The sequence below is a fragment of the Streptomyces longhuiensis genome (assembly GCF_020616555.1).
GTDB classification, from domain to species: Bacteria; Actinomycetota; Actinomycetes; order Streptomycetales; family Streptomycetaceae; genus Streptomyces; species Streptomyces longhuiensis.
Window position 1 is genome coordinate 2540325 of the sequence record NZ_CP085173.1, and the last position, 13725, is coordinate 2554049.

A 13725-nucleotide genomic window follows, 5' to 3' on the forward strand; every position below is an offset into this window, starting at 1 on the left:
ACAGCATGGAGCGGACGGGGGCGCACCCCCATCCGCTCACGTACTCAGAAACGTACTCAGAAGGCCGAGACGCCGGTGAGCGCGCGGCCGATGATGAGCTTCTGGATCTGGCTGGTGCCCTCGTAGAGGGTCATGACGCGGGCGTCGCGCAGGAGCTTGCCGACCGGGTACTCGTCGATGTAGCCGTAGCCGCCGAAGACCTGGAGGGCGTTGTTCGCGCAGCGCACCGCGGCCTCGGAGGCGAAGAGCTTCGCCTTGGAGGCGGCGGTCGCGAAGTCCTCGCCGCGGTCGATGAGGTCGGCGACGCGCCAGGTCAGCAGACGCGCGGCGTCCACGTCCACGGAGATGTCGCTGATCAGCTCCTGCACCAGCTGGTACGAGGCGATGGACTTGCCGAACTGCTCGCGCTCCGCCGCGTATCCCACGGCGGCGTCGAGCGCGGCCTGCGCGATGCCGACGCAGCCCGCGGCCACGGACATGCGCCCCTTGGCGAGCGCCGCCATGGCGACGGAGAAGCCCTTGCCCTCGGGCCCGAGCATCGCGGAGGCGGGGACGCGGACGTCCTCGAGGACCAGCTCGGCGGTGGCCTGGCCGCGCAGGCCGAGCTTGCCGTGGATGGTGCGGCGGGTGAGGCCGGGGGTGTCCGTGGGGACGAGGAAGGCGGTGACGCCCTTGTGTCCCGGGGCGTCGGTGGAGCGGGCGAAGAGGAGGACGACGTCGGCCCAGGTGCCGTTCGTGATGAACATCTTGGAGCCGTTGATCACGTAGTCGTCGCCGTCACGGACGGCCCGGGTCGTGAGGTTGCCGGCGTCGGAGCCGGTGCCGGGCTCGGTGAGGCCGAAGCAGCCCAGGGCCTCGCCGGCCGTGAGCCGCGGCAGCCACTGCCGCTTCTGCTCCTCGGTCCCGTAGGACTGGATCGTCTTGGTGACCAGGCCGAGCGAGACGGAGACGATGCCGCGCACGGACGAATCGCCGCGCCCCAGCTCCTCCGTGACCAGGCAGTACGCGAGGTGGTCACCGCCCGAGCCGCCGTACTCCTCGTCGATGGTCAGACCCAGGAAGCCGACGTCGCCGAGCTTCTTGACGATGCCGCGGTCGACCTCTTCGGCGCGGTCCCAGCCGACGACGTTCGGGGTGATCTCGCGCGCCACGAAGTCCCGGGCGAGCTGCCTCGCGGCCGCCTGCTCCTCGCTGAGCTCCAGATTCATGGACCACACCTCAGGCATAAGTGGATGAGCACTAAATTAGCACTGCTAGTTTTCGGCTGACAGCCCTACTATGTGCCGCATGGCCCGACCGCGCAAGCCCCTCCTGAGCAGAGACCGCATCGTCACGGCGGCGCTCTCTCTCGTCGACGCCGAGGGCCTCGCGGCCGTCTCGACCCGGCGGCTCGCCGCTGAGCTCGGCGTGAGCGGCCCCTCGCTGTACAACCACTTCCGCACCAAGGACCAGATCCTGGAGGCGGTCGCCGACTCGGTGAGCGCGCAGGTCGACCTGTCGATGTTCGACCCCGCGGACGGGCGCGACTGGCGCACCTCCCTGCACGACTGGGCGGTGTCCTACCGGGCGGCCCTCCTCGAGCACCCGAACATCGTCCCGGTCCTCGCCCAGGGGCCGGGCCGCAGGCCCGCGGGGCTCCGGCTCGCCGACGCCGTGTTCGGCTCGATGGTGGACGCGGGCTGGCCCCCGGCGCAGGCCACGTCGATCGGCGCGCTCATGCGGTACTTCGTGACGGGCTCCGCGCTCGGCTCGTTCGCCGGGGGCTTCGTCGACGACGAGGCGGCGTACGACCCCGCCGACTACCCGCACCTCGGCCAGGCCCATCTGCTCGCCGACCGCCAGGAGCTGATCGACGAGCGGGCCTTCGAGACGGGCCTGAGGGCGCTCCTCGACGGGCTTGCGCAGCAGTACGAGCAGGTCGCGGCGCTGCACTGACGTTTCGGCCGCCACCGAACCGTGCCGGGCGCATGCTTGACCCATGAAGTCCAGGGAACCCGGCGCACCGCGCCTCGCCGCGCTCGCCGCGCTGATGGCCGACGAGACCCGTGCCGCCTGCCTGCTCGCCCTGCTCGACGGGCGGGCGTGGACCGCCGGCGAGCTCGCGCGGCACTCGGGCGTGGCCGCCTCGACCGCGAGCGAGCATCTGGGCAAGCTCGTCGCGGGCGGCCTGCTCGCCGAGGAGCGGCAGGGGCGCCATCGCTATGTGCGGCTCGCGGACGCGCGGGTGGCGGGGCTCGTGGAGGAACTCGCCGCGTACGCGGCGCCGGACGGCGGGGAGCGGCCGCGAACGCTTCGGGCCGTGAGCGCGCGGGACGCGATGGCGCGCGGGCGCACCTGCTACGACCATCTCGCGGGCCGCCTCGGCATCGCCCTCACGGACGCGCTGGTCCGGCGCGGTGATCTGCGCACGGACACGGGGTTCGCTCTGACCGCACAAGGGGTGGACCTGTTCGGGGCGTTGGGGATCGGACTCGAACGGTCGGGGCGGCGGCCCATGGCGCGGGCGTGCCTGGACTGGACCGAGCGCCGGCCGCATCTCGCGGGGACGGCGGGGGCGGCACTGTGCAGCCACGCGTTCGACGCGGGCTGGGTCGTGCGGATCGGGTCCGAGCGGGCCGTGAAGGTCACGCCGGACGGGGAGCGGGCGTTCGGCGACGTGCTGGGCATCGACGCGGAGGGACTGCGCTAGCGACGGCCCTGGGGATCGAGGCAGCCACGCCGCGCAAACCGGGAAGGGGCTTCCTGCCGCGATAGGCCCCTTCTTCCGGACTTCAGGGGATGTCTGTAAAGTGCGTCCGTTCTGCTCGGCGAAACAGGGACGTAACACGGGAGCACGGGATGCTGCAGGCCAAGAACGGCCCAACTCCTGGCAAATCACCCCTTGATCGGGGCGCGGGTTGTAGGCAGTACGGCGTCGAGGTCCTGCGCGGGCAGGGTCAGGTCGTCTTCCTGTCCAGCGTCCCCGCCGGTGCGCTGCTCACCGTGGCGCTGTTCGCGGCGGGGTGGGAGTACGGGCTCTACGCGATCGCCGGAACGGCGCTCGGCACGGCCACCTCGCGGCTGCTAGGCGCGGACCGCGAGCGCGTCTCGACGGGCCTCGAAGGGTTCAACGCCTGTCTGACGGCGCTGTGTTTCGCGGTGTTCCTGGGCGCCGACCATCTGTCGACCGCGCTGCTCGCGGCGGTCGGCTGCGTCGTCGTCACCGTCGTCACCGCGGCCGTCGTCAATCTGCTCGGCGTGTGGCACCTGCCGTCGCTGACGCTCCCCTACTGCCTCCTCGCGACCGCGATGACCACCGCCGCGCCGGGGTTCGCGCGAATCTGGCACCACGGCGAGGGACTCGCCGCCCTCACGAGCGCGGCGACGGGACCGACCTCGCTCGGCTTCTCCGACCTGTGGCACGGGTTCTTCGCCGGCTTCGCCGAGATCTTCTTCATGCCGCAGTGGTACGTCGGCGCGCTGGTGCTCGCCGCGCTCCTCGTCGCGAGCCGCCGGGCCGCCGCCGTGGCGTGCGTGGGCAGCCTCGCCGGGATCCTCTCCGCGTGGGCGCTCGGCGCTCCCGTCGCCCGGATCGCCGACGGGACCATGGGCTACAACGCGATCCTCGTGGCGCTGGCCCTGTGCGGGGTGTTCCTGGAGGCGGGCCCACGCACTCTGGGGTACGCCGCGGTGGGCGCGTTCACCGCGACGGCCGCGACGCCGGCCATGGCCGCGCTGTTCGCGCCGTCCGGCGGACACACGTTCACCTGGCCGTTCCTCCTGACGACGTTCGCCTTCCTGGCGGCGGCCCGCTCCTTCCCCGGGCTGCGTACGTCGGCTCCGGCACCCGCGGTGCCGGAGCCGACGACGGCGGGGGCGCTCAGCGCGCAGCCGCCCGCCCCGCAAGCACCTTGATGGAGATCAGCGCGATCACGCCGAGCCCGATGATGTAGCCGGAGACGGCCATCGACGTGCCGGTCGCCTCCAGGAGCAGCACCATCACGAACGGCGCGAGTCCGCCGCCGAACACGGCCGCGATCTGGTAGCCGAGCGAGGCTCCCGTGTAGCGCATCTCGGCGGTGAACAGCTCGGCGAACAGTGCGGCCTGGGGCCCGTACATGATGCTCAGGAAGCAGCTGGTGACGAAGGTGCCGACGGCCAGCCAGAGCAGTGAGCCCGTGTCGATGAGCAGGAACATCGGCACGGCCCACACGACGAGGCCCGCCGCGCCCAGTGCGTAGATCCGCAGGCGTCCGATGCGGTCGGAGAGGACCGCAGACGCGGGGATCAGGGCGAGCTGGGTGAGGCTGATGCAGAGCGAGACGGTCAGGACGGCCTCGCGCTTCATGCCGAGTTCACGGGTCGTGTAGTCGAGGACTCCCGTGATGATGATGTAGAACGTCGCGGTGTTCACGGCGAAGGAGCCGCCCGCGAGGAAGACCGTGCCGAGGTGCTCGCGCAGGATCCTGCGCAGCGGGGAGCGGGAGCGGTCCGCCTCCGCCTTCGCCAGTTCCGCCTCCGCCGCCTTGAACTCGGGCGTCTCCTCGACCTTGGCGTGGATGTACCAGGCCAGCGCCAGGACGAGCAGACCCACGAGGAACGGGAGCCGCCAGCCCCACGCGGTGAAGGCGCTGTCGCTGGTGAGGGCGCCGGCGACGAGGAAGACGGTGTTGGCGGTCACCACGCCGATGGGGACGCCGAGTTGGACGAGGCTGCCGTAGAGGCCGCGCTTGCCCTCGGGGGCGTACTCGGTGGCCATCAGCATCGCGCCGCCCCACTGGGCGCCGACGGCGAGGCCCTGCACGACCCGCAGGGCGACGAGGAGGATCGGCGCGGCCACGCCGATCGTGTCGTACGTGGGGAGCAGGCCGATGCCCGTGGTGGCGAGGCCCATCAGGGTCAGGGCGAGGACCAGCATGGGCTTGCGGCCGCGCTTGTCGCCGAGCTGGCCGGCGATGACCCCGCCGAGCGGGCGGGCCAGGAAGCCCACGGCGAAGGTCGCGAAGGCGGCGAGCACGCCCGCCGACGAGCTGCCGGAGGGGAAGTAGAGGTCGCCGAGCACGAGGGCGGCCGCGATGCCGAAGACGAAGTAGTCGTACCACTCGACGGCCGAGGCGAGCGCGGCGGCGGTGGCGACCTTTCGTCGGGCACGGGTCTCGGCTTCGGGGGAAGCGGTGGCTGCGGGGCGAGCGGATGGTGCCGTGTCCATGCGTGCACACTCCGGTGACTGCGGGGAGGGGACGGTCCGCGGCGCCGCGGTCCCGGGAACATACTGACCGGACGGTACGCGGGTCAACGGGTTGCGCAGCGGCAGTTTTTGCCTGGACATGGGAAAGCGCGTGCTTCACGTGGGCAGCCCTCTGACCCCGGCCGCACAAGACGTCCGGGGTCAGGGGAGCCGCTGGCCTAGAAGACGACCAGCGCCCGTCCGCCCTTGCCCGCGACCATGTTGTCGAAGGCGGCGGGGATCCCGTCGAGGGCGATGTGTTCGGTGACGAGCGCGCTCAGGTCGAGGCGGCCCGCGCGGATGTGCTCGGCCAGGACCGGGAGGTCCTTCGCAGGGTCGGAGTTGCCGTAGACGCAGCCGGAGAGCGTGCGGCCGAAGTGGAAGAGCTCCAGGGCGTTGAAGGTGACCTGCTGGTCCTTGCCGCCGATGCCGACGACCGTGGTGCGGCCGCCTCGCCGCGTGGACTCCCACGCGGTACGGATCGTCACGGCGCGCCCCACGCACTCGACCGCGACGTCCACCCCCTGCTTGCCGGTGAGGCCGCGGATCTCGCGTGCGGTGGTCTCGGAGGCCACGACGTAGTCGGTGGCGCCGGCCCTGCGGGCCAGTTCCTCCTTCTCCGGGGAGACGTCCACGGCGATGATCTTCGAGGCGCCGGCGATACGGGCCGCCTGGAGCGTGGCGAGGCCGACCCCGCCGACGCCGAACACGGCGACCGTCTCGCCCTCGCGGACCCGCGCCGAGTGGTGCACGGCGCCGTATCCGGTCAGGACGGCGCAGCCGAGGAGGGCCGCGTCGGCGAGGGGAACGCCTTCGGGGGCGCGCAGGACGCAGTTCGCGGCGACCACCGTCTCCTCGGCGAACGCGGCGACGTTCAGACCGGGGTGGAGGTCGCTGCCGTCGTCGGAGCGGCGGGCGTACACGGAGCCGGCGCCGGTGAGGGCGTCGGCGCACAGCCACACCTCACCAAGTGAGCAGGCATGGCACTTTCCGCACGCGGGCGCCCAGTTGAGGACGACACCGTCGCCGGGCGCGACGTGCGTGACGCCCTCGCCGACGGAGACGACGGTGCCCGCTCCCTCGTGGCCGAGGACGGCGGGGACCGGCACGCGCATGGTGCCGTTGGTCAGCGACAGGTCGGAGTGGCAGACCCCGGCGGCGGCGAGCTTGACGCGGACCTGTCCGGGCCCCGGCTCGGGCAGGTCGATGTCGGCGATCTCCAGCGGGGAGCCGACGGCGGGCAGTACTGCGGCGCGAACCATGATGGCGCGAACTCCCTGAACTCGTCTTCTACGTCTCAGAACTGGAGGGACTTGGTCTGGAGGTACTCGGTCAGGCCGTGCGAGCCGAGCTCGCGTCCGACGCCCGACTGCTTGTAGCCGCCGAACGGGGCGAGGGGGTTGAAGCGCCCGCCGTTGATGTCGACCTGGCCGGTGTCCATGCGGCGCGCGAAGGCGACGGCCTCCGCCTCGTCGCCCGCCCAGACCGCGCCCGCGAGCCCGTACACGGTGCCGTTGGCAATCCGGACGGCGTCGTCCTCGTCCTCGTAGCGGATGAGCGAGACGACCGGGCCGAAGATCTCCTCCTGCGCGATGGTCATCTCGGGCGTGACGTCGGCGAAGACGGTCGGGGCGACGAAGTAGCCCTTCTCGTGCGGGGTCTCGGTGCCGCCGACGACGAGGCGCGCGCCCTCCTCGACACCCTTCTCGATGTAGCCGCGCACCCGCGCCTGCTGCTTGGCGTTGACGAGCGGGCCGATGCGGTCGCCGTACTTGGCGGCGGCGGCGCCCGCGAGCTCCACGGCCTCGTCGTACTGGGAGGTGTGGACGAGCATGCGGGTCCAGGCGCTGCACGTCTGGCCGGAGTTGCCCATGACGTTCGCGATGCCGACGTTCACGGCCTTCGCCAGGTCCGCGCTCGGCAGGATCACGTTCGCCGACTTGCCGCCCAGCTCCAGCGCCACCCGCTTGACGGCCGCGCCCGCCGTCGCGCCGATCTGGCGGCCGACCGCCGTCGACCCCGTGAAGGAGACCAGGTCCACGCCCTCGTGCTCGGCCAGGGCCTGGCCCGCGACCGTGCCGAGGCCGGTGACCAGGTTGAAGACGCCCGCCGGGATGCCCGCCTCGTCGATCGCCTCGGCGAACAGCTGGGCGGTCAGCGGGGTGTCCTCGGCCGGCTTGAGTACGACCGTGCAGCCCGCGGCCAGCGCCGGGGCGACCTTCGCGACGATCTGGTGCAGCGGGTAGTTCCAGGGCGTGATCGCGCCGACGACGCCGACCGGCTCGGCGTAGACGGTGGAGTTGCCGACCTTCTCCTCGAAGGGGTACGAGGCGGCGAGCTCGGCGTAGGAACCGGCCACCAGGACCGGTACGCCCGCGTGCACCATCTGCGAGAACTGCAGGGGCGCGCCGAGTTCGGCGGTGACGGTCTCGGCGATCTCGTCCTTGCGGGCGACGAGGACGTCGCGCAGTGCGGCGATCTTCGCGGCGCGTTCGGCGGGCGGGGTCGCGGCCCATGCGGGGAACGCCTCGTGGGCCGCGAACACGGCGGCGTCGACGTCCTCGGCGATGCCCGCCGGCACATGGGCGATGACCTGCTCGTCCGCGGGATTGACCACCGCGATCGTGTCCGCGCCGGCGGCGACCCGCCACTCGCCGCCGATGTACATCCCGTCATGGGCCTTCATGGCTGTTCCTCCCGGTACCGCGCGTGCACTACTGGTCGTCGTGCGCCCAAACTAGCGGCGTTAGTTTTCGGGCGCCAGGGACTGGCCAGAGACCCCCGTCACGCCGCCAGTAATTCCTCAGTAACGGCGGCTTTCTAGCGTGCGAACTCCCCGTACCGTTCCCGGAGGAGCACACCCGATGCACCTGCCCCGTCCGCCCCGGCGCAGATCCGCCGCATGGGCGGCGGCCGCGTTCACCGCGACCGCCCTGGCCGCCGGCGTCATGCCGGCCGTCGCCGCCGACACCCCGTCCGCGGCCGACACCGCCGCCGCGAAGATCGACTCGGCGCTGAGCAGCGCCGTCGCCAAGGGCGGTGACGCGAAGTTCTACGTCATTCTCAAGGCCCAGGCGGACCTGTCCGGCGCCAAGAAGCAGAAGACGCACGCGAAGGCGGCCACGGCCACGTACAAGGAACTGCGCGCCACCGCCACCGACAGCCAGGCGTCGCTGAAGTCCTTCCTCGACAAGAAGAAGGTCGGCCACAAGGACTACTGGATCGCCAACGCGATCCAGATCACCGGTGACCAGGCCCTCGTCGACGAGCTCGCGAAGCGCTCGGACGTGGCATCGGTCGTCAAGGCGCGGTCGTTCAAGCCCGACTCCATGGAGACCTCGGACAAGAACGTCTCGGCGTCGCGCACCACCTCGGCGAAGCCGGCGACGGCCGCCAGCGGTGACGAGATGCCCACGTGGGGCGTCTCGGACGTCAAGGCCGACCAGGTGTGGGACCAGTACAAGGACCGGGGCGAGGGCATCGTCGTCGCCAGCGTCGACTCGGGTGTGCAGTACGACCACCCGGACCTCGTCGCCAACTACCGCGGCAACAACGGCGACGGCACCTTCACGAACGACTACAACTTCTACGACCCGTCGGGCATGTGCGCCACCAGCAGCACCCCGTGCGACAACGCGGGCCACGGCACCCACACCATGGGCACGATGGTCGGCAAGAACGGCATCGGCGTCGCGCCGAACGCCAAGTGGATCGCCGCCAAGGGCTGCGAGACCGAAGAATCCTGCTCGGACAGCAACCTCCTCGCGGCCGGCCAGTGGATCCTCGCGCCGACCGACCACAACGGCCAGAACCCGCGTCCCGACCTCGCCCCGAACATCGTCAACAACTCCTGGGGCGAGACCGGCGGCACCAACGCGTTCTACCAGGACATCCTCGCCGCCTGGGACGCCGCGGGCATCTTCGAGGCGTTCGCGGCCGGCAACTCCGGTGACGGTGTGACCTGCTCGACGACCGACCCGCCCGGCGCGCAGGCCGACTCCTACGGTGTCGGCGCCTACAACTCGTCCGGCTCGATCTCCAAGTTCTCCGGCTTCGGCCCTTCTCGGGTCGACGGCTCGGCGAAGCCGAACATCTCCGCTCCGGGCGAAGCGGTCGAGTCCGCGTGGCCCGGTTCGGCGTACAACACCATCAGCGGTACGTCGATGGCGACCCCGCACGTCGCGGGCTCCGTCGCGCTGCTGTGGTCGGCGGCCCCCTCACTGATCGGCAAGATCGACGAGACCCGCAAGCTGCTCAACGAGGGCGCGCGTGACGTCGACGACACCCACTGCGGTGGCACCGCCGACATGAACAACGTCTGGGGCAACGGCAAGCTCGACATCCTCTCCTCCGTCGACAAGGCCCCGCACACCGCGGCCACCGTCACCGGCAAGGTCACCGACAAGGCGACCGGCGCGGCCCTGGCGAACGTCAAGGTCACGGTCACCGGCGCCGCCGGCGCGGTCCGGACCGTCACCACCGCCGCGGACGGCACCTACCGTCTGCCGCTGAACCCGGGCACGTACTCCTTCGGCTTCAGCGTGTACGGCTACGCGAACGGCGCGGCGACCGATGTCACGGTCGACGCCCAGCAGGCCTTCACCCAGGACATCGCGCTGAACGCGGTTCCCTCGCACAAGGTCTCCGGCACCGTCCTCGACGTCACCGGCAAGGCTCTTGCCGGGGCGAAGGTCGAGGTGAACGGTTCGCCGCTGCCCACCGTCACCACCGACGCCAAGGGCGCGTACAGCTTCGCCCAGGTCTCCGAGGGCTCCTACACCCTGAACGTGACGCCTGCCGCCCCGGTCCTGTGCAACGGCACCTACTCCGGCGCCACGACCGTCGCCTCCGGCGATCTGACCAAGAACGTCCAGCTCCCCAACCGCAAGGACAGCGCCGGAAACACCTGCGCCCCTGCCGCCTACTCCTGGATCCCGGGCTCCAAGAAGGTCAACCTGACTGGTGACGAGGAATCCGCCTCGGTCGCGCTGCCCTTCCCGGTGAAGCACTACGGCGTCTCCTACACCTCGGCCTCGGTCACCTCCGACGGTCTGGTCAACTTCCTGTCCTCGCGCGTCGGCGACTACAGCAACACCACGCTGCCGACCTCCGGTTACAACAGCGTGCAGGGCTTCATCGCCCCGCTGTGGGACGACCTGACGCTCGACAAGAAGTCCTCCGTGCAGACCGCCACCACCGGCACCACCGGCAGCCGCAAGTTCGCCATCGTGTGGAACAACGCCGCCTACGCCAACGGCACCACGGGCCGCGCCACCTTCGAGGTCGTCTTCGACGAGGCCACCGGCGCCGTGACCCTGCAGTACAAGTCGGTCGCGGACAAGGGCGCGGGCGCCACGATCGGCATCGAGAACCAGGCCGGTACCGACGCCCTGCAGTACTCCTACAACCAGTCCGTGATCGCCGACGGCACCGCCGTCCGCTTCACGCAGGGAGCCAAGTGATGAGAGTCCACCACTCGCGGAGAGGCCTGCAGCTCGCCTCCGCCCTGGTCGCGGCGGGACTGTGCCTCAGCGCCGCCCCGCAGGCCCTGGCCGCAGACGGCGACAGCGGTTCGGCGATGAAGCTGACCAGCACCGAGGCGAAGAAGCTGGCCGCCAACGTCACGCTCGACCCGTGGGTCTCCGCCGAGGCCACCGCCGGCAAGGCAACGGGCGACAACTCCGCCCCGACGGCCTCCGGCTCGGACTCGGCCACCGACTCCGGCAGTGACGCGGCGCCGACCGACACGTCCACCGCCGTCGACCCGACCACCAAGGTCACCATGACCGCGAAGTCCACGCTGGAAGGCGTGCGCGGCATGGGTGCCACGGTCCCGGCCGGCAAGAACGGCGACTACTACTCCGTCAACAGCATGGGCTACGTACAGCTCCACGCCGCGGACGGCAGCCAGAAGTGGACCCGCGACAGCAGCTCGTTCTACCCGGACTGGCAGGTCAAGCCGCTCCAGGTGTGGCGGGTCGAGCCGTACCCGGCGCAGATCCTCATGGGCTACAACGCGGTCTCGCCGTTCTCGCCCAACTCGGACTCCGGCTACTCGGCCGGCGACCTGACCGGCGACGGCGTCCCGGACCTGGTGTTCTCGGCGCAGGTCGGCACCACCCCGTACCCGCGCGCCTTCACCTCCCCCGGCTCGACGCTCAACTCCGGCACGTTCGTGACGGTGCTCGACGGGAAGACCGGCACCACGGTCTGGTCGAAGCTGTACAACCACGCCTCCATGGTGAAGATCGTCGACGGCACCCTGCTGATCGCCGACGCGCCCCGGATGAGCAGCGACGCGAAGGTCCCGGCCGACGCGACGGCCACCCTGACGGGCACGCGCTTCACGGCCGGCTCGGACGGCAAGCTGACCCCGGCCTCCACGTGGACGTACGACACCAAGGAAGCCCGGGCCGCCAACTGGGGCGACATCCAGGAGCTCGGCAAGGGCAAGATCGCCGTCTCCTGGAACCTGAGCAAGGCCGACGGTGTCGACGGCCGCGGCCGCACGCTCGTGCTCGACGCCGCCGACGGCTCGATCACCTGGCAGACCGACAGCACGCTGTACAACCGCAAGATGCGTCTGGACGCGGGCCGCAAGCGGATCGTCGCGGTCGAGCAGTCGGACGCCGCGGACGGTGTGCACTACGAGGTCGCCTCGTACGACCTGGCGACCGGTCACCGCGCCACCCTGCAGAGCCGGGACAACGTGGTCCCCACCGCTCTGGCGGTCGGTGACCTCGGCGGCAAGGCGGGCGACGAGTACGCGGTCTCGGAGTCGTCGTTCGACGAGAACTTCTCCGTCAACGCCAGCACCGTCCGTGTCGTGAGCGGCGACAGCGCGGACACGCTCCGGTGGGCGAACTCCACCAAGCGGAAGGCCGACGACGGCGACAACGGACCCAACACCTTCGGTCTGTCGGTGGCCGACGGCAAGCTGATCATGACCGGCCAGGACAACGACGCGTACAACGACCCCGAGAACCGGGGCGGCACCCGCTACGCGTCGCTGACCGTGTTCACCGGCAAGGGCGATGTCGCCTGGCAGTCCAAGGGCGTCGCCGGCACGGCGATGTACCAGGACATCTACAGCGACACCAAGGGCACGCACCTGCGCGTGGTCGACCCGGCGGAGAACATCCGCACGTTCAAGCTGGCGAGCGGCAAGGCGGAGAACGTCACGCCGCTGCAGGGCGACATCTCCCACGCCACGAGCGCCGACCTGAACAAGGACGGCAAGAACGACCTGATCATGGGCGGCTCGTCGAACGGCCTGTGGGCGTACTCGGGACCGTCCCTCGTGAACGGCGCCAAGCCCGAGAAGCTGTGGCAGGCGACCCTGCCCGGCGCGGTCCACGACATCGAGACCGGTGACGTCAACGGCGACGGCAAGCCCGAGATCGTCGTCGCGGCCGACACCGCGACGGTCGTCCTCAACGGCGCGACCGGCAAGACGCTCGCCACGATCGACGGCGGCGGCCAGTACGTCCGCACGGCGACCCTGGCCGACCTCGACGGCGACGGCAAGCAGGACATCCTCGTCCCGACCGACGCACTGCGCGCCTACCACGGCAACGGCCGCGCCGCCTGGACGTACAACGCCCCCGCGTCCGCGGGCGACGTGCAGTTCGCCGACCCGTCGGCGAACGACGGCCAGGTGTACGCCTCGTACGCCAGCGCCGGCGCGGTCGACATGGCCACGCCCGTGACGAGCGCGGTCGCGCTGAACGCCAAGACCGGCGCCACCAACTGGTCGGCCGCGCCGAAGGCCCCGGCCGAAGCGACCAGCGCGATCCGTACCCTCACTCCGAACCAGGGCGTCTTCGCCTCCAAGGAGATCCCGTACGCCGACGGGCACGCGGTGGTCTACCTGTGGAACGTCGACGCGCCGCTCACCGTCGCCGGCACCACCATGATCAGCACGCAGGAGATGTTCGAGATCCGCGACGGCCGCACCGGCGAGGTGCTGGACACCTCGCTCTCCGGCGGTCTGTGGACGCACAACAGCTTCTTCGCCAAGGACGGAGCGCTGTACGAGGGCGGCGTCGCCTCGTTCCGGCGGTTCCGCGCCAACGGCGACGACATCGAGCAGTTCGTCTCGCCGATGTCGTACGGCGGCGGCTTCGTGAACGGACCCGGCGGGCGTCTGCTGCTGGGCGCCGGTGTGGACGGCGGCATGTACGTGTGGGACCCGAGCATCCTTGAGTCCGAGGACTCCTGGGCCCCGTCCGTCGGTCAGATCCCCGTCCTCATGGGCGCCCACAACTACTTCGCGGGCGACCTCGACGGGGACGGCGTCGACGAAATGCTGACCCTCAACGACGACCTCGGCGGCCGCGACCGTCTCGTCGGTGAGTTCGGCGGCGGGTACTACTCGGGCAGCTACGCCATCCACCAGGTGACGACGTACGAGCTGTCGTGAACTGAGCGTTACGGACACAACCCCCTGGGCCTCGCCCAGGGGGTTGTTCTGTTCACCGTGGCGACGAACCACTCTCGCGTCCCCGTCGCCTCCTCAG

At 70.9% G+C, this 13725-nt stretch carries 9 protein-coding genes; 5 read left to right on the plus strand and 4 right to left on the minus strand.

The features are described 5' to 3' along the window. Positions 1–56 precede the first annotated feature (56 nt). On the minus strand, positions 57–1208 hold the full coding sequence (locus LGI35_RS11965) for an acyl-CoA dehydrogenase family protein (RefSeq protein WP_227293854.1): 1152 nt from the start codon (positions 1206–1208) through the stop codon (positions 57–59). Between the two features lie 79 nt (positions 1209–1287). Here LGI35_RS11965 and LGI35_RS11970 point away from each other — a divergent pair, with 79 nt between their 5' ends. The 3 genes from LGI35_RS11970 to LGI35_RS11980 all read left to right on the plus strand — a co-directional run bounded on the left by LGI35_RS11970 (position 1288) and on the right by LGI35_RS11980 (position 3894). Further along, the gene (locus LGI35_RS11970) at positions 1288–1935 is read left to right on the plus strand and encodes a TetR/AcrR family transcriptional regulator (protein WP_227293855.1); all 648 of its coding nucleotides are present in this window, start codon (positions 1288–1290) and stop codon (positions 1933–1935) included. 43 nt (positions 1936–1978) lie between these two features. Continuing rightward, on the plus strand, positions 1979–2689 hold the full coding sequence (locus LGI35_RS11975; protein ID WP_227293856.1) for an ArsR/SmtB family transcription factor: 711 nt from the start codon (positions 1979–1981) through the stop codon (positions 2687–2689). A gap of 149 nt (positions 2690–2838) precedes the next feature. Continuing rightward, on the plus strand, positions 2839–3894 hold the full coding sequence (locus tag LGI35_RS11980; protein ID WP_227293857.1) for an urea transporter: 1056 nt from the start codon (positions 2839–2841) through the stop codon (positions 3892–3894). Here the strand turns inward: LGI35_RS11980 and LGI35_RS11985 are convergent. The 3 genes from LGI35_RS11985 to LGI35_RS11995 all read right to left on the minus strand — a co-directional run bounded on the left by LGI35_RS11985 (position 3860) and on the right by LGI35_RS11995 (position 7892). Beyond that, on the minus strand, positions 3860–5188 hold the full coding sequence (locus tag LGI35_RS11985) for an MFS transporter (RefSeq protein ID WP_227293858.1): 1329 nt from the start codon (positions 5186–5188) through the stop codon (positions 3860–3862). The two genes, LGI35_RS11980 and LGI35_RS11985, sit on opposite strands and share 35 nt — an antisense overlap. Before the next feature lie 197 nt (positions 5189–5385). Then, complete coding sequence (locus tag LGI35_RS11990) at positions 5386–6468, minus strand: Zn-dependent alcohol dehydrogenase (RefSeq protein WP_227293859.1); 1083 nt, start codon at positions 6466–6468, stop codon at positions 5386–5388. 35 nt (positions 6469–6503) lie between these two features. Further along, positions 6504–7892 (minus strand): aldehyde dehydrogenase family protein, encoded by a 1389-nt coding sequence (locus LGI35_RS11995; protein WP_227293860.1) that lies wholly within the window; start codon positions 7890–7892, stop codon positions 6504–6506. A gap of 178 nt (positions 7893–8070) precedes the next feature. On the opposite strand from LGI35_RS11995, the gene LGI35_RS12000 reads away from it, so the two are divergent. Then, entirely contained in the window at positions 8071–10668 is a 2598-nt protein-coding gene (locus LGI35_RS12000) for a S8 family serine peptidase (protein ID WP_227293861.1), read from the plus strand. Then, positions 10668–13628: an FG-GAP repeat domain-containing protein gene (locus LGI35_RS12005; RefSeq protein ID WP_227293862.1), complete on the plus strand. Its 2961-nt coding sequence runs from the start codon at positions 10668–10670 to the stop codon at positions 13626–13628. Before LGI35_RS12000 ends, LGI35_RS12005 begins: the two co-directional genes overlap by 1 nt. Positions 13629–13725: the final 97 nt, after the last annotated feature.

Excerpts from the sequence above, each read along its gene's own strand:
- LGI35_RS11965 (WP_227293854.1), bottom strand. The coding sequence starts at position 1,208 with ATGAATCTGGAGCTCAGCGAGGAGCAGGCGGCCGCGAGGCAGCTCGCC.
- LGI35_RS11970 (WP_227293855.1), top strand. The coding sequence starts at position 1,288 with ATGGCCCGACCGCGCAAGCCCCTCCTGAGCAGAGACCGCATCGTCACG.
- LGI35_RS11975 (WP_227293856.1), top strand. The coding sequence starts at position 1,979 with ATGAAGTCCAGGGAACCCGGCGCACCGCGCCTCGCCGCGCTCGCCGCG.
- LGI35_RS11980 (WP_227293857.1), top strand. The coding sequence starts at position 2,839 with ATGCTGCAGGCCAAGAACGGCCCAACTCCTGGCAAATCACCCCTTGAT.
- LGI35_RS11985 (WP_227293858.1), bottom strand. The coding sequence starts at position 5,188 with ATGGACACGGCACCATCCGCTCGCCCCGCAGCCACCGCTTCCCCCGAA.
- LGI35_RS11990 (WP_227293859.1), bottom strand. The coding sequence starts at position 6,468 with ATGGTTCGCGCCGCAGTACTGCCCGCCGTCGGCTCCCCGCTGGAGATC.
- LGI35_RS11995 (WP_227293860.1), bottom strand. The coding sequence starts at position 7,892 with ATGAAGGCCCATGACGGGATGTACATCGGCGGCGAGTGGCGGGTCGCC.
- LGI35_RS12000 (WP_227293861.1), top strand. The coding sequence starts at position 8,071 with ATGCACCTGCCCCGTCCGCCCCGGCGCAGATCCGCCGCATGGGCGGCG.
- LGI35_RS12005 (WP_227293862.1), top strand. The coding sequence starts at position 10,668 with ATGAGAGTCCACCACTCGCGGAGAGGCCTGCAGCTCGCCTCCGCCCTG.